Source organism: Arthrobacter sp. Y3223164, from assembly GCF_059091005.1.
Genome location: NZ_JBNHGF010000002.1, coordinates 1 through 23894, shown reverse-complemented (window position 1 = coordinate 23894; position 23894 = coordinate 1). Strand labels below are relative to the sequence as shown.

The window sequence follows — 23894 nt, the reverse complement described above, 5'->3', positions numbered from 1 at the left end:
CAGTTCTTGGAAGTGGTCGCGGATGTACCGTAGGGGCGAAAAGATGCTCGCCGCCAAAATACTCCGGTGCTCGCCCCGAAACAGCTGGGATACTCGCCCAGAAGCCTCTGGCGTCGTGCGAAGGCCCTTTCCTACCGAACTCCATCAGTCAGTCCAGATGCGATGGCTGAGACGGGACCCAGTCAGGCTATCCCCATTTCGACGTGCCAACTGCTCCTCAAGCAAGTACTCGAGGCATGCGTTCTTATTGCACCACCCCATATGCAGTGACTGGCAAGAGAAGGCTAGCTACCCAAATGAGGGACAGGACGGCTGCGATTAGCCCAGTTACGAAAGCCATCAACCGATCTCGAAGGAACAGCAGGAGGAGAAAGGACGAGGCAGCATCTACAAGAGCGTATGCGGAGAGTAGTGCCACCAGGCCGAACCTGTCTGCCTGTGCGGAAAGTGCTACGGCCACCACGATGACGGGGACGACGATAATAGTAACCTTTGAAGCACTCGGCGAGAGGAACCTGAATGTCATGCGTTGTGCCACCGAGGACGCTGCGGAAACTACGAGCCAGAGGGCTACGATTGCCGCTATCACGAAGTATTGCGGGAACAGGATGTAAGCTCCCGCGGAGCCGACCAGAGCAACGGTCCCAAGCAACACGCCCAACTGTCGTAGGAAGCTCCGAGCAGCCTGTGGGGACTCAGTGCCTTGATGAACCAACAGCGGCATCACCGCGTTTACGAAGGTAGCGGCGACTGACCCCACGATCTTCATCGGCAACGACAGAAGAGTAAGTACCGCTGGTGGAAGCACGAGTGCGATCGACTGCACTATCATCAGGCCCCCGTAGCCCACGAATGACTTCGTGAGGAACCACCAGTGCGCCGTGTGCCTACGTACTGATTGGGCCGGCAAACGGTTTAGTGCCGTGTGTCCGACTTTTTTCCTAGTCATCACGACCAAAAAGAGCGCATTGGCTGAGCAAAGGGCCCCCATCATCGCGGTCACTGTGTCATCCGATGAGGACCAGGGCACTAGGAGAACGAGCGTGGCCAGCGCATTGGCCGGGAGGGCGACGGCTGCCACCCACCGAGGATCTCCCTCTGCTTCTGCAGCTACTGCCATGTACCACAGCCTTGCCTGAAGGATGGCGTTGACCGCAGCGAGAACTAGTATGGGTAGGAGCGCGTCACTTACCCGGCCCTGTGCCCATAACCATCCGGCGCCGCCTGCCACCGCAATCAAGGCTGCTAGCGGGACGCACCATCCGAAGCGAACCGCCCCCCTTCGCGTCACGCGGTTTGCGCTGAGCATCATAGGATAGAGAACGCCAACAATCAGAATCTGGGTCGGTAAATTACCCAGGTTGAAGAGATAAAAGTAAGCATCCGTTGCGTTGCTCGGGCCATGTCTCCAGAGAAGCGCTGCCAACTGAACGAGGCCGGAAAGTTGAGAGGCCAACGACAGCGCGGGTGCACCTAGATGCCTGCCGCCGCGCACAAACTTTGCGCGGGCACGATCGATTGTCGCGCTAAATGACATGTCGGAGAGCGCGGGCACGTGAAGCAGTGCCCTTAGCGATTGAAGCCACCCCTCGGCGACGGTCCTCTTCTAAGACTGCGATCACAATGGCTCTGTGCATCAATACCATACCTAATTCAGTGCTTTCGCGGTACCCTCGTTCCGCTGGAAGTGGAGGCCCAGAAATTCATACACGAGGTTCTTAATGAGTTCAAGTTTCTGAATATTTCTGTCAAGAAAACCAGCCGATCGAGTTCACTCAGCGCGATGCAGTCTTTTCGCAGAGCTGGAAAAAATCAGAGTTGAAGGTGACGATACCAGCATCGGTCGACGTTTTCCCAATGACCGCAACCCCCGCAGCCGGCCAAGCGTGCCCAGGCGCTGGCCCGGACGGAAGAACTCGTGAAGGCCCACCCCCTTAACCTCGTCCTGTCATTTATGCCGGCGGCCGGCGTCAGGACGGAAGCACGAATCATCACCGAGATCGTCGGCAAAGACCTCGCCTCCGCAGGACATCTGACCTCCTACTCCGGTTTCGCCCCGTGACCTGGAGATCGGGCACCTCTATCCGCGGCGACCATCCGTCGAAGAAGGGCAACAAAGTCCTCAAACGCGCCCTGTTCCCCTCCGCCTTCGCTCACCTCTCTCCCGAGAGCGGTGCGATGTCCTCTTCGCAATGCTCCGCGATATGACCCTCTACGTAGCACGCCCGATCAAGGCAGCCTGACCCCTTGACGAAGAACATAGGGACACGTTACCAATTCCCGCACCCGATCACGCCGCTGCTGGCACACGATATGCGCACAACCTCTGACGCTTTGCTTATTGAATAGAGTCAAGAACTGCTTTAACCCGCTTGATATAGGACTCACGACTCAATTCGCTACTCCAATACCTCCGAATCTCCTCATGATTCGGTGATGCAGCTTCGGACGCTTGCCTTAATTGTGGGATGAGCGGCGCTTCGGGATCAAGTAACCTAACGCCAGTGCAGGCCCAATACTCTGCCATGCCCGTCGTGTGCGTCGTGACTACAGGAATGCCAAGTTGAAGTGCGCCAATTAGAACCATGTGCCCCGCAGCTCGATAATTCTCCCTAAGAGGCAAGAACACTACAGAACTTTCTCCCATTAGCTGCCCGAACTCACTCTGACTTATCGGACCGCTATGGTCAATGGATCGCGTACCGGCGCGCCATGAACGTTTCTCGGTCCCTGCCGACACAACGAGACTTACGGGCTCTGACGCTTGTTTGATCTCATCTTCCAAAGCAGCAACCATATCAAGGTCGCGGTCCGAAGACCCGCCGACAAAGATTCTAAGGTCGCTGGTTCTGACTGCAGGATAATCATAAGCGAAAGTATTTCCGTAACGCATAAATTGGGCGTTTCCACCGGCTTCGTTCCAGAAACTAGATTCAACCGCAGATAGAGTTATAACAGGGGCATCTGCAATTAACATGCGCAGCAACTGCCAACTTCGGCTTCCCCGGTGGGAATAGATCCCAGTAACAACAAACCGGGACTCACCGAGCACTTTCAGTGCGGCCGCTATCCAGGGGTTAGTAGCTAAAAAGGGCCCTTGGATGCATGACAACCGGACGCGTAGGGCAAGCCTTAAGGCGTCAAGGCCTATTCCGAGCATGCGGCTTCCGCATCTGCGTCCACCCTGGCTGACATGATTGAGGCGAACCACTCGGCTAACTTTCGAGCTCTTTAGCCAGGCTTCATCGCTTTCAGCGGTGGTCTCCCCTAGGACCAACATTACATACCTAGTGTCCTGCACGGGGATTACCACCAACCCATGCAGACCACGCATCTTCTGCGCCGAGACGCCATATTTTGGCTGCTTTCAAAATCTCTTCGGTTCCTCCTGAACAGGCAAATCTCAGCGCCCCGACCCATGATCCCTCATCTTCCGCTTGCGGTGACGTGACGAGCAGCCGAGACCCGATTCCAAGTATCTCCGCGAGATTGGTTCCAGCAGGTCCTACGAAAGGAGTTCCTCGCTCCAAACACCTGAACGCAATTCCGCTTTGATAAAAGCGGCTATATGGAATTACCACCGCGCTGCTAGTGTCTATCAGCCTGTCCAGTTCATGCTCGGAAACGAATCGAGACTGCACAAACCATCCTGGCAGTTGAGGCCATCCGCGTCCCCAAATTTCGAGATCTGCTTTATTCCGGAAGGCTTCAGCGATTCCGTGCAGTGCATCCAGGTCCCGATCCGCTTTGTATTGGCCAAGCACTCGTATGAGGGGGCGTGCTTTTTTCTGGCCATCCCCAAGTTTTGATGCGAGTGGCATCATAACGGGATGAGGAAGAATGTGAAAACTGGAATCATCCCAGCCCGAGCGTTTCAATTCCTCAGCGGCCGCTGCACTGTGAACAATCATGCCGGCCCGCCGATTGAAACGGCGAACAGCCGATGCACACTTCTTCCCATAGCCGAGCGAACGCACTAACGGTTTAGGATCGTGCATAACTACGCTTATTCGCCCGCGAACAATCATCTTGACGAGCAAAAGGTCGATAAATCCCAATACGGGCCACGTGATGAGCGTGGCCGTAGGCTGACCGCGCGCTACCTCTTCCCGAGCCTCAAGGAGGCTCCTAAAGTAGTCAATGACCCATCGGAGGCGGGAACCTTTCGACACAGATGGCTCATACATGGATATGACTCGAACATCAGTTCCTTGTGCCATGAAGGTTTCTCTCAAGGCCTCGGCATAATGTTTGAGAGCACCCCCCAGGGGATTGATTAAGACTACACTTTTCGGGAGGCTCGCTTCAGCCTCCTTGAACCGCAACCCGTCACAGAATCCCTTAAAGAGGTCCGCCCATCCGTCCCTGGGACGCCGGTGCAAAGTGTCAGCAAGAAGCGCACGAAGGAGGGAGTAACTCGATGCAGCGAGCCCCCGGATCGGGCGCCCCAGCTTTCGATTCAGTATCAGAAGGTTTCTGGTCAGAAAATACGGTGGGACGCCATTTGAACTTTGCCAAACAACTGCAGTGGGGACAAGCCAGCACTCCCACCCGGAGCGGGCGAGTTTCATTTGAAAGAATGTTTCTTCCATGTACATGAAAAAGTCTTCGTCGAAAGCATTCCGGAATACCACAGACGACCGAAAAAGAAGAAAGGCACCGTCTAGCCAATCAGCGCGCCGCGGCGACTCTTTCATTACGAATCGTCGGTCCGACATATGCATTTTATGACGTGGTAAACCTAATTGTCGGGTCAAGTAACCGCCCATAGACCAAACACATTGGGAACTTGCGCCCGTTACCAGCATTGGTCCCGCTACTGCGGCTCGGGGACTACTTTCCATATGCATGAGAAGTTCCCGAATCGCTCCCATCTCCGGGACAGACTCGTGTGTGCTGACGAGAATGAATTCTGGAGAGTCGATGGCTCTATTCCAGAACTGAAATCCTTTGTTCGCCGCTGCTCCGTACCCAATATTCTCGCTAAACTCGATCAGCACCCCGTTTGGCAATGATTCAATGAATTCGGTGCGCCGCTCAGGCTGTTCGCTGTTGTCAACGACAAGAATCCTATCAGCACCAATACCTTCTTCTATCAAACGTTGCACAGTATTAGCAATGGCAGCATAGTTGCGATAATGAACAATAACCGCTGCAGTGTTTTCCAACGTCATTCGTCCTGCCCTCGTTCAACAGTGATTCAGGTTCACTCGGCTACCCCATGCAACCACAAGTCGGCTTGTATCCTTCCCGGTACATCGGGTAACACAGCTACGACCTCAGATTTGGGTCTTACCGACCTTCCAGCCAGCACAATGGCTGTGGCCAGTTGAGTCGCCGTGGCGGAAGATGGAACCACAACGTGGCCGTTGTCGCTTAACCAATGACTTAATCCCGTCTCGTCTGTTGTCACCACTGTCAGTCCGTGCGAAAGGGCTTCAGTGATAGGAAGGCCGATTTGCTCACGCCACCGCCCGTAGCGTTTCGAAGGGGCAATTAGGACGTGAGACCGGCGCATCACATGCTCCGTTTCGGCATGAGGCAAAAAACCTCTGTAATCGCGAGCCAAGGGGTTCTCACTCACCCACTGCTTAACTTCCTGCTCAAGATAGCCGGAACCGACTATTGACAATTTAGCCGTCGGCATTTGTATTTCTACCGATGGCCAGGCTGTCATTAATTCGCGTAATCCTTTTCGCTCTTCCAGTTGACCAACGAACAAAAAGCGAAGATCAGTCCCGCCAACCTCTGGATCGCCAGTATATTTTGATATTGGCAGTCTCGGAATGAGGCGCCAAGGCACGCTTCTGACGAACGGGATACGATGGTAAGTCTCGATGGAACCATTGCTGCCATAAGCGATACGGTCAAAGAATACTCTGATGTAGACCCCGAGAAACAACCCAAATGGCCGGGTCAGTAGCTGACCAATTCGGCGGTTGGGGCAAACAAGCGTTTCGAGGTTGTTGTTTTCAATAGCAAAGGAGACAATGCGGCGGCGCTTGAAGCTCATGACTGCGCTCAGCTTCCACACTATTGCCATCAAAATCGATCTCGGAAGGAACCGCACCCACAGGGGCTCCGGCAGTTCGAGAATCGCAGCATCAGATTTAGCGAGCATGCTGAGGCACTCAACTAGACTCACTCTCGTTGCCCAGCTGGGTACGGTCGTTCCTGCGAGGTCGAATTTTGTGCCGAAGAAGTATAACTCGCCTGGAGCAGCGAAATGACTATTGTGCTCAACGTGTGCTGCTCGAAGCTCGGGAATTACGCGGATACTATGTTCGGCATCGATTACTGGCACGGAAATCGTTGGGTCCGGCTCTTCTTTTCCACGGTTTGCCCGAAGACCAATCTTTCTGATAGCTTTCACCGTTGCTTGATATCCGCGTAGGTTCTTGCCTCTTTGCGTGCTTCGCATCGAGCCAAGTCCGCCAGGATGCGATCGTATTTCTGACAAACGCCATCCCATGAATATTGTTCCAGTGCACGTTCAATCGATGCTTCACTGCTGGCTTCCGCCGCTCCAATCATAGTCCGCTGGAGGGCGCTTCGGATTGCGTCCGAGAACGGTGGCACGTACACGGCAACGGCACCGAGAACCTCACGGTTGTACACCGTGTCCCGGGCCACAATCGGAGCTCCACACGCCATGGCTTGAACCAAAGCAGGATTTGTTCCGCCCACACTGTGTCCATGGAAGTAAGCACCGGCATGCTGCCATAGCGAGAGTAAGCGGCGGTCGTCGCTTAGGTGCCCCAGCCAAACGACATTCTCGTTAGCATCATGTAGCTGCTGAGCTCTTTCATCCAGTTCGCCACCATATCCAGACGACCCGACAATCACAATCTTATAGTCGTGCGCCATATCTTGCACTGCGTCAAAAAACTGAGGAATGGTGTTTTCTGGAACAAATCTAGCTACCGCGAGTATGTATCCCCTGTGTTCAAGTCCGTCTTCGACAGGCAGGTCCTCCGGGAATTCTGCGCCGTATGGTATAAAGACGCTTTCTCTATTGAACGCCGCCTGCCAGACCCTCTGTATCTCCTTGGAATCTGTGATGAGTTGCTTGGCGAAGCGGGCGGTGAATTTAGCGCCAAGCTTGAAGACCATCCTCGCTAACTTACCCCACTTAGCCCGCTCCCATTCAATTCCGTCCACGATGACGGCCACTGGGATGCCGCGCATAGTGAGCAATGGAACCCAAAAACCGTTCGCAACGTTCATAACCAGTGCTACATCGGGCTTTTCTATCAGGGCATGCATGACAGAAGTTAGACCAAAAGACAAAGTGCTGAGGGATTTATTCTCGATACCCCGAGTTATAACAGTCCGCACCGCTGGGTCGCGGTCGGGATCATCTTCCAACGTTGATCCGTTTCGACCATAAACGGTGACGTCCCAGCCACGTGCAGCCAAATAGGGCGCTAGCTTTCGCACTGCGGTTTCAAAGCCCCCATAGTAGCTGGGATAGCCTCGCGTTCCGATGATAGCGACAGATTTCGTCATTCAGCCAGCCTTTTCATAAAGTTCTTGTTCACGGCTTGCACACCAATGCCTGTGACCCACCCGAGCGGAGACCTAGGCGCAGCTGGCCTCCTCCCAGATTCTACAGAAGGGAAAGACTGCAAAAATTCGATGATGCACGCGCGATCTGCAAGTTGTCTGCCTTGCCGCTGATTCCCCTCTTCTTGACGAAGATGGACCAGGTGCGCCAACTGAACATCGCTGCGCCCGAATCTCACCGCGCTGATGCACAAGGGCGCGATCGTCGGCCATGAACCGGTACACGAAGGCCGGATCGTCGACATTAATGTCCAGTGCTGCGATGCTTGATGTGGATCATCCCAATCCCCTATCGGGGACCGGATTGGCCTTCCATTTGTAGAAGGCCTCCTTGGAGCAAGCCAGCACCGGCAGACCGCCGCGACGGGGGACTCAGTCCGACGGTAAGGTCGAGGATCAACGTAAATTCAATTCTGGGAGCAACTCCTGGGCGAAGAACACCGCGGCCCGGCGCATCGTTTTCCTGCTGCAGCAGCCGTATCCGTTTCTTCTCGTCGCGTAGCTCAGGCTTCCCTTCTCCGTTAGGCTAGGGCCGGACGCCGTCTTCGATGACGCACTTCTTTAGCCAGAAATGCAGGGCCACCTGGGAGATGCCGAACTCCTTGATACCTGCGCCAGCGGGGCTTCATGTTTCCGCGCTACGCTGAAATTGCGGCCAAACTCGGCGGGTAGTAGGGCTCGAGCGAGGAACATCCTGCTGCAATGAATGAGTCGTCATATGTCGGGAGCCAACGGAACAGGGTGCGGTTCACCGACCGTGGCGCTTTAGTCCAGCCCAAGACCCATCTAGTAGAGCCTAGGTACGGTGACGGTCTGGAGAGTCGCTGCACGGGGTCATACGCTCCTAATCCTTGAACACCGCGTCGATCACGCCCTGCGCCCACTCAAGGATGGCCAGGTCGGCCAGGTCCTTGCCGCCGATCCGGGCGGTTTTGGGCTTAGGAATGAGGATAAAGTCCAGCGCCGGTTTCACCTGGGAACCCGGGTACATCCGGTTCAGCCGCATCACCTTGGACTCCCGCAGCGATGCCGGCGCGAACTTGATGAAGTTGCCCTGCACGGCCACGTCGGTCAGTCCGGCTGCACGGGCCTGCACCCGGAAGCGTGCCACGGCTACCAAATTTTGCACGGGTTCCGGCAACTCGCCGTAGCGGTCCGTGAGCTCGGCCACCACTTCGTCGATGGCTTCGCCGGTGGTCGCCTGCGCCAGCTTCCGATACGCCTCCAGCCGCAGCCGCTCCCCCGGCACGTAATCGTGCGGCAGGTGCGCGTTCACCGGGAGCTCGATCTTCATCTCGGCGACCTTTTGCTCGGCGTCGCCGCGGAAGTCGGCCACCGCCTCGCCGACCAGCCGGATGTACAGATCAAAGCCGACGCCGGCAATATGTCCGGACTGTTCTCCGCCCAGCAGGTTGCCCGCGCCGCGGATCTCCAAATCCTTCAGGGCCAACTGCATGCCGGCGCCCAGCTCGTTGTGCGCGGCCACGGCTTTCAGCCGCTCGAGGGCAACTTCGCCCAGTGGTTTCTCTGCGTCGAACAGGAAATAGGCGTAGGCCCGTTCCCGGCCGCGGCCCACCCGCCCGCGCAGCTGGTGCAGCTGGGAGAGGCCGTACCGGTCCGCCCGGTCAACGATCAGGGTGTTCGCGTTGGAAATGTCCAGCCCGGTCTCGATGATCGTGGTGCAGACCAGGACGTCGAAGCGCTTCTCCCAGAAGTCAACAATGATCTGCTCCAGCCGTGACTCGCTCATCTGCCCGTGCGCCACTTCCACCCGCGCCTCGGGCACCAGCTCCCGGATCCGCGCCGCCTGGCGCTCGATGGACGACACTCGATTGTGCACGAAGAAGACCTGACCCTCGCGCATCAGCTCGCGCCGGATGGCCGCGGTCGTCTGCTTGTCGGTGTACGGGCCGACATAGGTCAGCACCGGATGGCGCTCTTCCGGCGGGGTGGCCAGCGTGGAGGTCTCGCGGATGCCGGTCAGGGACATCTCCAGGGTGCGCGGGATTGGCGTCGCGGACATGGCCAGGACGTCCACGTTGGTGCGCATCTTCTTCAACGCTTCCTTGTGCTCGACGCCGAAGCGCTGCTCCTCGTCCACGATGACCAGGCCCACGTCCTTGAACTGGACCTCCTTGGACAACAGCCGGTGCGTTCCGATGACGACGTCGATGCTGCCGTTCTTGATGCCTTCCATCGTGTCTTTGGCTTCCTTGGGGGTCTGGAAGCGGGACAACGCCTTGACCCTGACGGGGAACCCGGAGAAGCGTTCGCTGAACGTCTCGAAGTGCTGCTGGGACAGCAAGGTGGTGGGAACCAAGACGGCAACCTGCTTGCCGTCCTGGACCGCCTTGAACGCGGCCCGCACCGCGATCTCGGTCTTGCCGTAGCCCACGTCGCCCGAGATCAGCCGGTCCATCGGGACTTCCCGCTCCATGTCTGCCTTGACCTCGTTGATGGTGGTCAGCTGGTCCGGCGTTTCGATGTAGGGGAAGGCTTCTTCCAACTCGCGCTGCCACGGGGTGTCCGGTCCGAAGGCGTGCCCCCGGGAGGCCATCCGGGCCGAGTACAGCCGGATCAGCTCCCCGGCGATCTCCTTGACGGCCTTGCGGGCCTGGCTCTTGGTCTTTGCCCAGTCGGATCCGCCCATCTTGGACAGGACGGGGGTCTCGCCACCCACGTACCGGGTGACCTGGTCCAACTGGTCCGTCGGCACGAACAGCCGGTCCCCGGGGGCGCCGCGCTTGGACGAGGCGTATTCCAGCACTAGGTATTCGCGCATGGCCTTGGCGGGTCCGGCGCCGGTGGAGCGCTGCACCAGTTCAATGAACTTGCCCACGCCGTGCTGCTCGTGCACCACGTAGTCGCCCTCGGTCAGCTGCAGCGGATCCACGGCGTTGCGCCGCCGCGACGGCATCTTCCGCATGTCCTTGGTAGAGCGTGCGGTGGCCCGGCCCAGCAGGTCGGCTTCGGTCAGCAGGCCGAGCTTCAGCCCGTCGAAGACGAATCCCTTGCCCGTGCTGGCCGTGGTGATTTCGATGATCCCGGGCTGCGGCTCGTTCTCCAGCGATTCGACGCGGGAGGCGGGGATTTGGGCATCGTGGAAGAGTTCGGCCATGCGGGCGGCGGGGCCGGGACCTTCGGTGGCCACCACTACGCGCCATTGGTCGCGCACGCGGGAACCGATGAACTCCATCATTTCGGCCACATCGCCCTGGTAGCCCCTGGGTTCCCTGGCCGCGATGGTCAACGTGTCGATGTCCAGCACGGTTTCGTCGTCCGGATTGAACGAGGTGATGGACCACCACGACACCTGCTGTTCCGCGGCCTTGGCTCGGGTGTCCCCCAGCGACCGGAAGCCGGCCTGCTCCAGATCCCCCTGCAGCGCCAGGTCCAGCGGCGCGTCCCCGCCCTCGGAGGCCGTCGCCCACGCGGCGGCCAGGAACTCGTCGTTCGTCGTCTCGAGGTCATGGGCGCGGCCGCGCACCTTCTCCGGCTCAATGACGACGGCGATGGAACCGGGCGGAAGCTCCCCGATGAACGGCACCATGGCGTCCACCAGCACCGGCGACAGCGATTCCATGCCTTCGACGGCGACGCCCCCGGCGATCTTCTCCAGCATGTCGGCCGCCGCCGGCATCTGGTCCTTCAGCTTTGCGGCGCGGCTCATGACCGAGGGGGTGATCAGCAGCTCCCGGCACGGCGGAGCGAACAGCCGGGACGGGTGCTTGACGTTCTCGCCGGCAAGGGACCGCTGGTCGGCGACGGCAAACCAGCGCATCGATTCAACCTCGTCACCGAAGAACTCGATCCGGACGGGGTGGTCGTCGGTGGGCGAAAAGACGTCCAGGATTCCGCCGCGCACGGCGAACTCGCCGCGTCGGCTCACCATGTCCACGCGGGCATAGGCGGCTTCGGACAGCCGCCGGACCACGTCGGTGAAAGCGACCTCGTCGCCCACGGTCAGCGACACCGGTTGCAGCTCCCCCAACCCCTGCACCAACGGCTGGAGCACCGCGCGCACCGGCGCCACCACCACCCGCAGCGGCGCAGCCCCGTCGTCGTGCTTCAGCCGGCGCAGCACCGATAGCCTGCGCCCCACCGTGTCCGAGCGCGGCGAGAGCCGCTCGTGCGGCAAGGTCTCCCAGCTGGGGAACTCCTCGATCGACTCATCCGGCAGATAGCTGCGCAGCGCCGCCGCCAAGTCTTCGGTCTCCCGCCCGGTCGCCGTCACCGCCAGCACCACGCCGACGCCGAAATCGTCGCCGCCCGAGGTTCCCTCCCTGGCGCCCGATTCGAGCCCCTGCACCATTTCGGCCAGCAACGCTGCCCGCAGCCCGGGCGGTGCGCCGATCTGCAGGTCCTCGCTGCGCTCGCTCACCGGCCGGGCGGCTTGCACCCGTACCCGCGCGAACGATTGGTCCTCGGCAAGGGCAGCCAGCAGTCCGTTCAGGCTCATGGTGGTAAATTCTCCCGGTCGACGTGCAACACAAACACCCGAAGTTCTTCAGAACCCCGGGGCGACCGTTCAACTTTACCGCGAAAGCTCTCTCTGTTCCTTCGCCGGAAGGATGCAGCCCTCCTACCGGACCAGAGCGTAGACGAGCACCGCAACTACGCAAATGGCGAGTATGGCAACAACCGTGTTGCCGACCCGGTGCTGCCTCTCGGCCGGCATCCGGCGCCAGCTGCGGGTGAGTCGATTCAAAGCCATACAGCCCCCACTGTTCGGCCGCCGCCTTTCCCGAGGCGGCGGGCTTTACCCAATGTGAAGAACCTACAAGGCCTTTCTACAAAACGGTCGTGGACAGGTGAAAAGTTATACAGCCGTTGTGCGTGGCAGCCGCGTAAGATGAGTGCTGGTCTCTGTTCCCAACCACCGTCTGGAGTCTTCATGGCGCTCAGCGCTTCCACCACCCTCCCCTACCCAACAGCCAAGGTCACCGAAGCCTTCACCGACGAGGCGTTCCTGCGCCACATCAGCGAGTTGGTCGGCGGCACCTTGGAGTCGGTGCAGCGCGACGGCGATGTATCGGGCGCCTTCACGATCACCGTGGTCCGCAAGGTTCCCAGCGCGCGGCTGCCGGAGATTGCGAAGAAAATGCTGGGCGACTCGCTCACCGTCACCCAGACGGAACGGTGGCAGGCGCCGGCGGCCGATGGTTCCCGCACTGCCGACGTCAGCATGAAGGTGGCGGGCGCGCCGGTGGACGTCAACGCCGTACAGCAGCTCGTTGCCGACGGAGACTCCACCCGGGTGGACCTCAGCGGAGACGTGAAGTCTTCCATTCCGTTCCTGGGCGGCAAGATCGCCGCCGCCGCCGAGCCGATGCTCGGCAAGGCCCTGAACATCCAGGCGCAGCAGGCCGAGGCCTGGCTGTCCGGCCGCGCCTGACCCGGGAGCCACTGCAGTGAATATTCCGGCTGCCCTGGCCTGGGTGCTGATCCTTGCCGGCGTCTGGGCTTTGCTTGTCTGGGCCCCGCATCTCGTCCGGGTGTCAAAGGACCCCCGCTCCAAAGACGAGAAGGGCGCCATGACCCGCTACTTCACCATGGAGTTCATGAAGGCGACCACCTCCATGATCCTGGGCATCGCCACGCTGGTGATCGGCGCCCGCGGCCTCGCGGGCTAGTCTGCCGCCAGCAGGCCAGAGAAGGGGCCGGGCCGCGCGAGTGCGCCGCCCGGCCCCCTTGTGCTGCGCCCAGTCAATCGATCGAGGTTCCCATTGTCACGGGAACAACGGCGGTCACGGCCGAATCAGTCATCGTCAGTATTGAGGCCAGAAAACGAGTCGACCGGGCACTGCAACGCCAAGAACTACCGATCGATATCGGTACTGGCCAAGGCAGCCAAGCCGGCAGCACGAACACTTAACTGCAGCAGGCAACGCCGGCATTGGACCAAACAAAGCGCTTGGCACGTGACAATCCTGCTTTATGTGGGAAAAGCCTGAAGAACGGCTTACTAATCTGCTAGGTTGATTCTCGGCGGCTGATATGCCGCACATCACCGTGCTCAAGCGTATGTCTTGAACACGCTTCGGCCGGGGGGATCCTTGAAATTAGCAAGAGCAATGATGCCGGTTGCTGCCGCTTTTACTTTGGCGGCAGGTGCTATCACAGCGACGCCGGCGCACGCTGCCGTCTCACTCCCGGCAGGCTGCATTTCCGTGGAGTATGCAGGAGGGCCAGCTTTGTCCTCAGCGTCCCTAGAGGAAGTCTCTCACCTCGAATGCAGGACGACGGCCAATGGTGCGAACTTCACGCAGTTCATTAAGCTGGACAGGCTCGACATTGGCAGCGTCGAGCCTGACAGGCCGCCGAACGGTGCGATGACCAAACTGCCGATGCTCCCGGCATCACTCAAAACACTCATGCTCAATGCACCCAAGATGACCGATTACTCGGCCTTGGGCAGCGCCAAAAACTTGGACTGACTCAGCATCAATTCCCCCACGAAGGGGCTGAAGTTCGCGAACATCGCCGCCGGCAACCCCAAGCTGAAGACATTGCTCATCTCCCCCTACACAACTGCCGTTGATGCGTCCCCGCTGGAAAAGCTAAAACACCTGGAACTATTGATGCTCACCGGCACGTTTCCCGATGTCCGGGCTACCGAATCGGTGTGGACTTCGATCACCTTCCCCAAAGGTTTGAACGGCCAGACCATTCTGCCTCCCAACGGCCGCGCACATGACAAGCTGGGGAAATATCTCCAGAAGCGTGAATTCGACTATGATGCCAAGACGTCACGAATACGTTTCAACATGGGCCAGGAACGGGACTTCAATTCCTATCTGCATTTCACAAAACCAACCGCGGCTCAGCCAAAGCTGAAAGAAGTCCGCATCGAGTTCGACCGCAATCTGATTGTTTCAGGTCTTTCCGAATGGGCCAGGGACAAGAAGGCAAAATTACAGCTCACCGGTGCCCCATTCATCGGCAACACGGTCACCGCACGTCTCAACGACAAGTCCAAGTCCTACATTGACGCCTACCAGTGGTACCGCAACGGCGTCGCCATCAAGGGTGCGAGCAAGAAAACCTACAAGTTGACCACGGCAGACCTGGGCAAGAAAATTACGGTCAAGGCCACTGACCGCACGGATCGAGCCAGCCACCCTTGGATCAAAATCGCACCATACTCGGTCACGCTCACGGCCACCGCTAAGGGGCAATACGGGTTCAAGGCGCACAAGATTCAGATTTCCGGCACCGCCGCGTCCGGGAGAACGTTGACCGCGAAATTTGCCAAGTGGGGCGGATCGCCCAGCAAATACTCCTACCAGTGGTACCGGAACGGAAAGGCGATCAAGGGTGCCACCAAAGCCACCTACAACGTCACCGTAGCCGACAAGGGCCGCAAGATCGCGGTGAAAGTTACCGGGACCAAGAAGAACTACCAGGCTAAGTCCTCAGCCTCCGCGGCCATAACTGTGCGGAACTAATTCTCTCTCAAGGAGTCCGCGCTTCGCGCCTGCCCGTCACCCCTTTTTGATCCGCTCAGTTCGCCGCCAGCAAGGCTTCCTCCAGCGCCACCCAGGCGAGCATGGCGCACTTGACCCGCGCGGGGTACCGGGAGACGCCGGAGAAGGCGGCCGCATCTCCGAGGATTTCTTCGTCGGCCTCGACACTGCCCCGTGAGCGCATCAGTTCGCGAAAGTTGTCCACCACCTTCAGCAGTTCCTCCCGCTCCATGCCTTGCGCCAGGTCGCTCAGCACCGATGCGGAGGCCATCGAGATGGAGCAACCCTGGCCGTCCCAGCTGACGCCGGAGAGCACGGTTGCGGCGCCGTCCTTGTGCACGGCGGCCCGGAGCGTGATTTCGTCTCCACAGGTGGGATTGAGCATGTGCGACTCGCCCGACTTGTCTCCCGGCGGCGGATAGGCCAGGGGCGCGCCGTGCCGTTTCTTGGCGTGCTCCAGGATGATCTGCTGGTACAGCTGCTGCAGTTCAGCACTCACGTCAGTTAACTCCAAAGAACGGGCGGACCCCGGCGACAGCCGCCAGGAAGGCGTCGACGTCGTCCGTGGTGTTGTACAGGTAGGTGCTGACGCGGGTGGTCGCCACCAGGCCAAGGCGCCGGTGCAGCGGCTGCGCGCAGTGGTGGCCGACACGCACGGCGATACCCTTGTCGTCCAAAAACTGGCCGACATCGTGGGCATGGACGCCCTCGACATCAAAGGCGGCCAGCCCGATCCGTTCGGCACCAGCGGCGGGGCCGAGCACCCGGACACCGTCGATCGCGGCGAGCCCTTCCACCAGCCGCTGCCCCAGTTCCGCCTCCCAGGCATGGATACGGTCCATCCCGGTCTCCTGGAGGTAGTCGACCGCCGCGGCCAGCGCCACCGCCTGCGAGATGCGTTGGGTGCCGGCTTCGAATCGTTGCGGGGGCGGCAGATACTCAGCCTGCTCCATGGTCACGGTGGTGATCATGGACCCACCGGTCAGGAACGGCGGCATGGCGTTGAGCAGCTCCGCCTTCCCGTACAGCGCGCCGATGCCGGTGGGGCCCAGCATCTTGTGGCCGGAGAAGGCGGCAAAGTCCACGTCCAGCGATTTCACGTCCACGGCCATGTGCGGCACCGATTGGCAGGCGTCGAGCACGACGACGGCCCCCGCCTCCCGGGCGAGCCGCACCAACTCCTCCACCGGGTTGATGGTCCCCAGCACATTGGAGGCATGGGTAAACGCCACGACCTTGGTGCGCGGACCAATGACCTGCGCCGCCTCGTCGAGGCGCAGCGCACCGGCGTCGTCCACCGGGATGTAGCGCAACGTGGCGCCGGTGCGGAAGGCGAGCTCCTGCCAGGGGATCAGGTTCGCGTGGTGCTCCATCTCGGTTACCACCAGCTCGTCGCCGGGCCCCAGCGCAAACCGCGATGCGGCCTCCCCGCCGCGGCCGGCGCTGGCGTTGGAAAAGGCGTAGGCGACCAGGTTGATGGCTTCGGTGGCGTTGGACGTCCAGACCACTTCGTCGATCCCGGCATTGATGAACCCGGCGACCGTTTCCCGCGCGTTCTCGAAAGCATCGGTGGCTGAGACGGCCAGCATGTGCGCGCCGCGGTGGACGGCGGCGTTGCGCTGTTCGTAATACTCCTGCTCCGCTTCCAGCACGGTGAGCGGATTCTGCGACGTGGCGCCCGAATCCAGGTAGACCAGCGGCGAGCCGTTCACCTGCTGGTTAAGGATGGGGAAGTCGTTGCGGATGCGCCACGCTTCGGCATTGTCGATCATGCCGGCGGCATGTTTGAGCGTTGCGGGAGTGGAAACCACAGACACCTGGGGGTGCTCCTTGAATTGATGGCTGAAACCAGCTTGTCCCGTCGGCTACTCGGCCGGGCCGACAATACGCAAGACAAGTCTGCGCTAATCATCCCACTTCACCAGGCGTCGGTCACCTGAGCCAAGCCTTACCGCTGACTCGTGGAACGGCTTTCAGGGCTCCGGTGGAAAGGCTTACAACGCATTTTTAGCTAAGTTCCACCCTTTTTGAATGAACGATTCACCATTTGCCCCTCGACGGGGTCTATATAACCCTGTCCTCGGCTAGACTTGCAGGGTTTGAGGCTTGTTGGCTAGGGGAAGGACCACACCAGGCTCGTGGAACACAACTACACCGAGGAACAGCCTCAAGGACTGCAACTCCGGGATTACTTGCACATCCTCCATACGCACTGGCGCGGAATATCTGTGATCACCATGCTGGTCACGCTGATGGCGTTTGGCTGGACCCTGCTGCAAAAGCCCGTTTACGAGGCGCAGTCCACCGGTATGGTCATTGCGGCGGCGGACGCCGATATCGATGCACTTGCCGCTGACAATCTGGCCAAATCCAAGGTCAAAAGCTATGCCAGCGTGGCCGAGTCCCGTCCGGTGGCCGAGAACGTCATTCAGCAACTCGGGCTGAATGTGACCGCAGAGGACCTCATCGAGGAAATCACCGTGGAGACCCCGTTGGATACCGCGGAGCTGCGGATCACGGCGGCCGCCCCGAATGCGGTGGAAGCCCGGGAGCTGGCGGATGCCTGGGTTTCGGCCCTGGCGGAGCAGGTGGAGGAGATTGAAACCGGTGGGGATGCGGGGGCCGAGGCCGGGGTCCGGGTCGCACCGTTGGCTGAGGCGGGCTTGCCGACGGCGCCGGCCTCCCCCAACGTCAAGCTCACCCTGGCTATTGGCGTGGTCCTGGGTCTCATGCTCGGGCTCGCGTACGCCTTGATCCGCAACCACCTGGACCGCCGGATCCGGTCGGCGGAACGGCTGGAACGCGAATTCGGCGTTTCCGTGATCGGCACGCTTCCCGAAGACAAGCGGCTGGCCTCGTCCCGGAAGGTGGTAGAGACGGGCTCGCTGGAGACCAACGGGGACCGGGCCGCCCATGCGATGTCCGAGGCGCTCCGCGAGCTGCGCACCAACCTCACCTTCGTGGATGTGGACAATCCGCCGCGGATCATCGTGGTCACGAGCTCGGTGCCGGCGGAAGGCAAATCGAGCGTTACTGCCAACCTGGCGGTCACCATCGCCGCCTCGGGCCACCGTGTGGTGGTAGTGGACGGTGACCTCCGCCGGCCGGTGGTCGTGGACATGTTCGGCCTGGTACCGGGAGCCGGTGTCACGGATGTGCTCACCGGCAGCGCGGAGCTCGAGGACGTGCTCCAGCTGTGGGGCCCGGCACCGAACCTCGCCGTCCTCGGTTCGGGACGCGTGCCGCCCAATCCCAGCGAGCTGCTGGGGTCCCAAGCCATGAACGAGCTGCTCCAGCGCCTTGCCGAGCATGCCATTGTGCTCATCGACGCGCCGCCACTGCTGCCGGTCACGGATGCTGCCGTACTGTCCAAGATTGCCGATGGCTCGCTGGTGGTCATCAGCGCCGGCAAGACCACCGAGGACGAAGTAGGAAAGGCCCTGGGCAACCTGCGCCGCGTGGAGGCCCACGTTCTCGGCGTCATTCTGAACCGTGTTCCCACGCAGGGCGCGGATGCCGCCCAGTACGGCTACTACGGCCAGTACTACCAGCAGGAAGAGGCGGCTCCGGGACGCCGGCCCGCCAAAAAACGCCGCGGCTCCAGGGCAAAGGCCGGTCCGGTCCGGCACGCCCGCGCGACGGATGATTTCCAAGCCGTGCTCAGCGGCGACGAGCGGTCGCCCTCTCGACTGCGCTGATTGCATAGGAAGCCCCTCGTACCCAATCGGTGCGAGGGGCTTCTCTCATTTCGGCTAGTAGGCGCCATCCTTGCCGATGACGGCCTTGACTGTCTTCATCATGATGGTCAGGTCCCCTGCAAAGGACCAGTTTTCCACGTAGTAGAGGTCCAGCCTGACGCTGTCTTCCCACGAGAGGTCGGACCTGCCGCTGACCTGCCACAGACCGGTAAGGCCCGGCCGCACGAGGAGCCTGCGGTGCGTGTACTGCTCGTAGCCTTCCACCTCGCTGGGGAGGGGCGGGCGGGGGCCTACCAAGGACATATCGCCGACGAGCACGTTCCACAGCTGGGGCAGCTCATCGAGTGAATAGCGGCGGATAAAGGCCCCGACCCTGGTGATGCGGGGGTCGCTCTTCATCTTGAACAGCACGCCGTCGTGCTCGTTCCGGGCCGAGAGCTCGTGCAGGCATTCTTCGGCGTTGGGAACCATGGAGCGGAACTTATGCATCAGGAACCGGCTGCCCCTGACGCCGACGCGCTCCTGGTGGAAGAATACCGGGCCGCTGCTGTCCATACGGACGGCCAGCGCAATGAGCAGCATCAGCGGCGATAGGAACACCAGAGCGAGTGCGCTGGCCACCACGTCCAACAGGCGCTTCCAGGCAAACTTCGACCCTTCATAGTGGGGCAGCTCGACGCTCATCAGCGGCAGGCCTTCCACCGGCCGCCAATGAATCCGGGGACCAGCCACGTCCACCAGCTTGCTGGCCACTACCAGCGAGGCTTGCGTGCCCTCGAGCTGCCAACTGAGTTCCTTAACGTACCGTTGGCTTTCGACCGGGGCGCCGGCAACGATCACTGTGTCAAAATCCTGCTCCTTAACGAGCGCAACCACGTCCTCCGGTCTACCGACGATGGGAACGGTCACTCCCTCCGGCAGGTCGACTGCCCGCTCCACAGCAGACCTCACCGCTGCACCGGCCAGGAGGTAGCCGGACTCCGGAGTCTTAAGAACTTTCCGCGCTACATACCGGACGTCCGCCATCTCGCCGACAATGAGGGTCCGCTCCATGTATTCGCCGCGTCCGCGTTGCCGGAGCAATTCCTGCCGCCACAGGCGACGGGTGAGCAACAGCAGGACCAGGCCCAAGGGCAGGGCGATGGCCAGATATCCCCGTGCGATGGGGAAATCGACCAGCATGGTGCCGATGGCAAACACCCCGAAGGTTCCGATGGTGGCGCTGATGACGCGACGATACTCGTCGTTGCCGATCCCCAGAGCGGGAAGCGCCCGGCTGCGCGTCATGGCCAGCGCGGAAATCCACAACGCGCCCAGTACAAACGAAACACCCCAGTAAGCGCCGGCCACGCCGCTGAAATTCAGGTCGGCTTCGGTGACACCGAAGCGGATGATCTGGGCGGCAAGCAGGGCCCCGGCCACCACCAAAAGGTCGGTCACGACGAGGCGGCGCTGAACTATCCGCCCCCACGACCGCAAGCGAGGTGAGCCTCCGGCAGGCTCGGCCCGGTCCCCGGGTTGCGCGTCTGGTGGATCGATTAACTCCTTGATGCGCAAGCCGATCGCCATACCCCCATTGCCTTTCATGTTCAGCAAACTGTCCCGCAAATTCGTATTACTCAGACTGATCCAGTGCCGTATCGCCGCCTAGGAAAGTTCCGACTGCTCCACCGCGACCAGCCGGTCGACGGCCGGAACGAGTTCGCGGGCCATCTGCTGGTAGATACTGTCTTCGCGGCGGTAGGGATCCACGATATCGTCGTCGCTGGGGTCCTCGGGCCGGGTCTCAAAACGCTTCAGCGCCGCGAGGTGCGGCAGCCGTTTCCAGCGCGCCTGGACGTCCTCGACGCTGCTGCCGCCCGGAATCTCCAGCTCGGGATCCGCATCGACAGCATCGAGCATACGTGCCAGCTCCCGTAGAGTGAAGGTGCGCTTCAGGAGACGGGGAGCCAGTTTGAGTACGCGGTCACGATGTTCCGTGGACATAGCGAGCACCAGCGCCGGATCGGCCAGATGACGCTCCGTCAGGTGTCGGGCAACAAAGCCGTGGGAGGTGCCGCCGAAAACGTGCAGCAGCCCGGCGGCGCGGGCGTCCATGGGAGCTCCCGCCAGCGCCTGGATGCCGGCACTGCTGACCTCAAACATCCCGGGCCGGACGGCGTCGAGACGGGTTTGGAGCAGGCGCTCCGCCAGAGGCGACCGGCAGACGTTGCCGGTGCAGACAGTCAGGATCCGGATCATATTCGAACTCTAACCCGGTACGGCTGAGCCAAAGCTCACGCAACGCTCCCCTGGGCGGCGACGAGGATTTTTTGGTGAATCTTAAGCCGTTCCTGCGTCATATTTGACGGAAACCTTCCGCGATCGCAACCAATCCCGACACCGGGCATCCCCTCGTCTGCTCCGAGTGCCCTCTTGGCAGCCGGTCTCTCTCTCTGTACAAAGGAAAGACGCCAGGCCGCCAGCCGGCCCGAGTCACTAGGAGCCTGATGCCCGAACATTCCCAGACGCCCGACCACGACGAATTGCGCAGGGTGGCCGAAGAATCCTTCGGCTGGGACCTGCTCCGCGAGGGGCAGTTGGACGCCATGGCGGCGGCCGCCCGCGGTGAGGACGTCCTGGCCGTGATGCCCTCCGGGCACGGAAAGTCCGCCATCTATCAGGTTCCTGCCGTGGCGTTGCCGGGCACCGCCGTCGTGATTTCTCCGCTGATTGCGCTGCAGCACGACCAGGTGGATGCCATCAACGGCGATCTGGGCGCGCAGCGGGCCTTCGCGGTGAATTCGCACGTGAGGTCCTCCGCGGAACGGGCGGCGTGGGACGCGGTGGCCGGCGGGGAGGCGAAGTTCCTGTTCCTGGCGCCCGAACAACTGGCCCGCGAAGAGACCCTGCGGCGGTTGGCCGAACAGGACATCTCGCTGTTGGTGGTGGACGAGGCACACTGCATCTCGTCCTGGGGACACGATTTCCGGCCCGACTACCTGATGCTGACCTCGGTGGTGAAGCGGCTGGGGCACCCGCCGGTCGTCGCGCTGACCGCCACCGCATCACCGCACACGCGGACGGAGATCGTCGACCGGCTGGGCATGCGCGACCCGTTCATCAACGTGCAGAGTTTCGACCGGCCGAACCTGCACCTTCAGGTCCTGCGGCATCACGAGGACGGCGGCAAGCGGCGGGCCGTGGTGGACCAGGTGGCAGAACTCGGCGGGCCCGGCCTGCTGTACACGGCCACCCGCAGGGACACCGAGAGATACGCCGCCGAGCTGGCCGAGCGCGGCCTGCGGACCGACGCCTACCACGCGGGCCGGACGGCCGCGGACCGGGAGGCGATCCATGAGCGTTTCCAGGCGAACGGGGTGGACGTGGTCGTGGCTACCTCCGCCTTCGGCATGGGTATCGACAAGCCGGATGTGCGGTTCGTGGTTCACGCCGACATCCCGGATTCGCTGGACAGTTACTACCAGGAGATCGGCCGCGCAGGCCGGGACGGCGAACCGGCGCGGACCATCTTGCACTATCGGTCCGAGGACCTGGGCCTGCAGCGGTTCTTCGCCGGCGGCGCCCCCGACCCCGATGAGCTCGCGGGTGTCTTCAACGCCGTCCGGGACCACGGCCCCCTCCGGCCCGCGGCGCTGCGCGAACACACCGGCCTGTCGCAGCGGAAACAATCCCGCCTGCTCAACTTCCTGGAGCACAGCGGCAGCATCACCGTGAACCGCAAGGGCTACCGGGCGGTCGGCGGCGCGGACCCCGCTTCCGCCGCGGAAAAGGCACTGGCAGAAGCCGACGCGCGGCACCGGATCGACGAGTCGCGGATTGAAATGGCCCGCGGCTACGCCGAGACGGATCATTGCCGCCGCGACTGGTTGCTGAACTACTTCGGCGAGGAGACGGACGGCTACTGCGGCAATTGCGACAACTGCGAGGCTACGTCCGAAACGGAGGTTGAAGCGCGGGAAGCGGAGATGCCGGAGGGCTACGAGATCCAGCGTCCGGTGAAGCACCGCGAGTGGGGGCCCGGCATCGTCATGGGCACCCAGCCGGACCGCATCACGATCCTGTTCGAATCGGTCGGCTACAAGGACATCGCCCTTTCGGCCATCGAGGCGGACGACGGCCTATTGACATAGGCAGACCCCGCCGGCTGGTGAGCCGGCGGGGTCTGTTTGCTGCCAGTTGTTGCTACGGCGTCGCCGGGCGGATGACGATGGTGCCCATGACGGCGTTGGCGGTGGCGCTGTCAGCGGTAGCGGTCAGGCCACCGGCCCTGGTACCGGACACCGGGCCGTTGCTGTCGGCGACCAGCCAGCTCAGGTGTCCGGTGCCCGTCCCGGCGCCGGTCTGGCGGACCGTCACACCGGCAGGTGCCGTCCAGGACGTCGTCGAAGCGGTCTTATCCGCCCAGTACGACAGAACCCAGTCACCGGCCGCGGCAGTCATCACCGGAGTGGTGTGGGTTGCCCGGCTCACGGTTTCCCGCTCGAACCCGAAGGACGCGGCACTGATCTGTGCCCCGCGGTAGGCCGAGACCGCCAGCGAACCACGCGCCCAGTCGGCGGTGCGTACCGTCACCGTCGCCCCGGCATCCTGCGCCGTGGCAACCTTCGAGTACAGCACCGAGCGCATGGACGTCGTCCCTACCTCCGCAGCCAGGGTCCACCCGGCCGGCGGCGTCAGGCCGACCGTGGCCGAGTTCGCCGAGAACGCCGCGACCAGCACGTCGCCGGCCGCTACCTGCGCCGGCAACTGGACGCTGTGGTTCATGGCCGATCCGGTGTTGGAGCTTGCCACCGAACCCACGAACGCAACCCTGGCAGAGGGAGGCGGCTGCGAGGAACCCGATACGGTCACCGTCCGGGTCACCGACGCGGTTGCACCGGCGGCATCCGTCACCGTCAGGGTCACCCCGTAACTGCCAGCCGCGGTGAAGGTGTGCGAGAACACCTCGCCCGTGGCCGAAGGTCCGCCCGCGACCCGCCAGGCATGAGATGCGATCGTACCGTCAGGATCGGATGACCCCGAGCCGTCAAAGACGCAGCTCAACCCGTTGCACTCCGCCGTGAACGACGCGACCGGCGCCTGGTTCTGCGGCGGAGCGGACGTGCTGGTTCGTGCGATCAGCGACCGGGCGGCCCAGTTGGCGCCGTCCAGGCCCGGGCCG

The 23894-nt window shown here is 61.5% G+C and carries 17 protein-coding genes and 2 pseudogenes; 7 read left to right on the top strand and 12 right to left on the bottom strand.

Annotation, left to right across the window (positions count from 1 at the left end):
• Positions 1-244: 244 nt before the first annotated feature.
• A complete protein-coding gene (locus tag AC5RUJ_RS00365) occupies positions 245-1240 on the bottom strand; it encodes a hypothetical protein (RefSeq protein WP_494155534.1) in 996 nt (331 codons plus the stop codon).
• 645 nt (positions 1241-1885) lie between these two features.
• Between AC5RUJ_RS00365 and AC5RUJ_RS00360 the strand changes: the two are divergent.
• Positions 1886-2243: pseudogene (locus tag AC5RUJ_RS00360) on the top strand (transposase); the annotation flags it as partial.
• 95 nt (positions 2244-2338) lie between these two features.
• On the opposite strand, the gene AC5RUJ_RS00355 reads toward AC5RUJ_RS00360, so the two are convergent.
• From AC5RUJ_RS00355 to mfd, 5 genes are all read right to left on the bottom strand, one after another.
• The gene (locus tag AC5RUJ_RS00355) at positions 2339-2986 is read right to left on the bottom strand and encodes a hypothetical protein (protein WP_494155533.1); all 648 of its coding nucleotides are present in this window, start codon (positions 2984-2986) and stop codon (positions 2339-2341) included.
• A 301-nt stretch (positions 2987-3287) separates the two neighbouring features.
• Positions 3288-5174 (bottom strand): glycosyltransferase, encoded by a 1887-nt coding sequence (locus AC5RUJ_RS00350; RefSeq protein ID WP_494127949.1) that lies wholly within the window; start codon positions 5172-5174, stop codon positions 3288-3290.
• Positions 5175-5206: 32 nt separating this feature from the next.
• On the bottom strand, positions 5207-6373 hold the full coding sequence (locus AC5RUJ_RS00345) for a glycosyltransferase (protein WP_494155532.1): 1167 nt from the start codon (positions 6371-6373) through the stop codon (positions 5207-5209).
• Entirely contained in the window at positions 6370-7509 is a 1140-nt protein-coding gene (locus AC5RUJ_RS00340; protein WP_494127947.1) for a DUF1972 domain-containing protein, read from the bottom strand. Before AC5RUJ_RS00340 ends, AC5RUJ_RS00345 begins: the two co-directional genes overlap by 4 nt.
• A 901-nt stretch (positions 7510-8410) precedes the next feature.
• Complete coding sequence (mfd, locus tag AC5RUJ_RS00335; RefSeq protein WP_494127945.1) at positions 8411-12025, bottom strand: transcription-repair coupling factor; 3615 nt, start codon at positions 12023-12025, stop codon at positions 8411-8413.
• Between the two features lie 435 nt (positions 12026-12460).
• Here mfd and AC5RUJ_RS00330 point away from each other — a divergent pair, with 435 nt between their 5' ends.
• The 3 genes from AC5RUJ_RS00330 (at position 12461) to AC5RUJ_RS00320 (ending at position 15014) form a co-directional block, all read left to right on the top strand.
• Positions 12461-12961: a DUF2505 domain-containing protein gene (locus tag AC5RUJ_RS00330; RefSeq protein ID WP_494127944.1), complete on the top strand. Its 501-nt coding sequence runs from the start codon at positions 12461-12463 to the stop codon at positions 12959-12961.
• A 16-nt stretch (positions 12962-12977) separates the two neighbouring features.
• Positions 12978-13199, top strand: a complete 222-nt coding sequence (locus AC5RUJ_RS00325) for an SCO4848 family membrane protein (RefSeq protein WP_494001375.1) — start codon at positions 12978-12980, stop codon at positions 13197-13199.
• Positions 13200-14075: 876 nt separating this feature from the next.
• Positions 14076-15014 carry a hypothetical protein gene (locus tag AC5RUJ_RS00320; RefSeq protein ID WP_494127943.1) on the top strand — a complete coding sequence of 313 codons (939 nt, stop codon included), beginning with the start codon at positions 14076-14078 and terminating at the stop codon, positions 15012-15014.
• A 55-nt stretch (positions 15015-15069) separates the two neighbouring features.
• Here the strand turns inward: AC5RUJ_RS00320 and sufU are convergent, their stop codons facing one another.
• Together sufU and AC5RUJ_RS00310 are read right to left on the bottom strand one after the other, a co-directional pair.
• A complete protein-coding gene (sufU, locus tag AC5RUJ_RS00315; protein ID WP_494127942.1) occupies positions 15070-15531 on the bottom strand; it encodes a Fe-S cluster assembly sulfur transfer protein SufU in 462 nt (153 codons plus the stop codon).
• Between the two features lies 1 nt (position 15532).
• Positions 15533-16849, bottom strand: coding sequence for a cysteine desulfurase (locus AC5RUJ_RS00310; protein ID WP_494127941.1), 1317 nt, complete (start codon positions 16847-16849; stop codon positions 15533-15535).
• A 321-nt stretch (positions 16850-17170) separates the two neighbouring features.
• Here AC5RUJ_RS00310 and AC5RUJ_RS00305 point away from each other — a divergent pair, with 321 nt between their 5' ends.
• Positions 17171-18730, top strand: a complete 1560-nt coding sequence (locus tag AC5RUJ_RS00305; RefSeq protein WP_494100705.1) for a tyrosine-protein kinase domain-containing protein — start codon at positions 17171-17173, stop codon at positions 18728-18730.
• A 54-nt stretch (positions 18731-18784) separates the two neighbouring features.
• Here AC5RUJ_RS00305 and AC5RUJ_RS00300 read toward each other — a convergent pair whose 3' ends face one another.
• Together AC5RUJ_RS00300 and AC5RUJ_RS00295 are read right to left on the bottom strand one after the other, a co-directional pair.
• Positions 18785-20170 carry a sugar transferase gene (locus tag AC5RUJ_RS00300; RefSeq protein ID WP_494100706.1) on the bottom strand — a complete coding sequence of 462 codons (1386 nt, stop codon included), beginning with the start codon at positions 20168-20170 and terminating at the stop codon, positions 18785-18787.
• Between the two features lie 207 nt (positions 20171-20377).
• Positions 20378-20971: an arsenate reductase/protein-tyrosine-phosphatase family protein gene (locus tag AC5RUJ_RS00295; protein WP_494100707.1), complete on the bottom strand. Its 594-nt coding sequence runs from the start codon at positions 20969-20971 to the stop codon at positions 20378-20380.
• A 248-nt stretch (positions 20972-21219) separates the two neighbouring features.
• Here AC5RUJ_RS00295 and AC5RUJ_RS00290 point away from each other — a divergent pair, with 248 nt between their 5' ends.
• Positions 21220-22863, top strand: a complete 1644-nt coding sequence (locus AC5RUJ_RS00290) for a RecQ family ATP-dependent DNA helicase (RefSeq protein WP_494100708.1) — start codon at positions 21220-21222, stop codon at positions 22861-22863.
• 52 nt (positions 22864-22915) lie between these two features.
• On the opposite strand, the gene AC5RUJ_RS00285 is transcribed toward AC5RUJ_RS00290, so the two are convergent.
• Complete coding sequence (locus AC5RUJ_RS00285; RefSeq protein WP_494155540.1) at positions 22916-23497, bottom strand: hypothetical protein; 582 nt, start codon at positions 23495-23497, stop codon at positions 22916-22918.
• Between AC5RUJ_RS00285 and AC5RUJ_RS00280 the strand changes: the two genes are divergently transcribed.
• Complete coding sequence (locus AC5RUJ_RS00280) at positions 23496-23645, top strand: hypothetical protein (RefSeq protein ID WP_494155539.1); 150 nt, start codon at positions 23496-23498, stop codon at positions 23643-23645. The genes AC5RUJ_RS00285 and AC5RUJ_RS00280 overlap by 2 nt on opposite strands.
• On the opposite strand, the pseudogene AC5RUJ_RS00275 reads toward AC5RUJ_RS00280, so the two are convergent.
• Positions 23636-23776: pseudogene (locus tag AC5RUJ_RS00275) on the bottom strand (PKD domain-containing protein); the annotation flags it as partial. The gene AC5RUJ_RS00280 and the pseudogene AC5RUJ_RS00275 sit on opposite strands and share 10 nt — an antisense overlap.
• Between the last annotated feature and the right edge of the window lie 118 nt (positions 23777-23894).

What these genes read in the sequence shown, in the direction of transcription:
- AC5RUJ_RS00350 (WP_494127949.1), bottom strand. Translation starts at nt 5,174, where the DNA reads ATGACGTTGGAAAACACTGCAGCGGTTATTGTTCATTATCGCAACTAT.
- AC5RUJ_RS00340 (WP_494127947.1), bottom strand. Translation starts at nt 7,509, where the DNA reads ATGACGAAATCTGTCGCTATCATCGGAACGCGAGGCTATCCCAGCTAC.
- mfd (WP_494127945.1), bottom strand. Translation starts at nt 12,025, where the DNA reads ATGAGCCTGAACGGACTGCTGGCTGCCCTTGCCGAGGACCAATCGTTC.
- AC5RUJ_RS00330 (WP_494127944.1), top strand. Translation starts at nt 12,461, where the DNA reads ATGGCGCTCAGCGCTTCCACCACCCTCCCCTACCCAACAGCCAAGGTC.
- AC5RUJ_RS00295 (WP_494100707.1), bottom strand. Translation starts at nt 20,971, where the DNA reads ATGATCCGGATCCTGACTGTCTGCACCGGCAACGTCTGCCGGTCGCCT.
- AC5RUJ_RS00290 (WP_494100708.1), top strand. Translation starts at nt 21,220, where the DNA reads ATGCCCGAACATTCCCAGACGCCCGACCACGACGAATTGCGCAGGGTG.
- AC5RUJ_RS00280 (WP_494155539.1), top strand. Translation starts at nt 23,496, where the DNA reads ATGGCCGATCCGGTGTTGGAGCTTGCCACCGAACCCACGAACGCAACC.
- AC5RUJ_RS00285 (WP_494155540.1), bottom strand. Translation starts at nt 23,497, where the DNA reads ATGAACCACAGCGTCCAGTTGCCGGCGCAGGTAGCGGCCGGCGACGTG.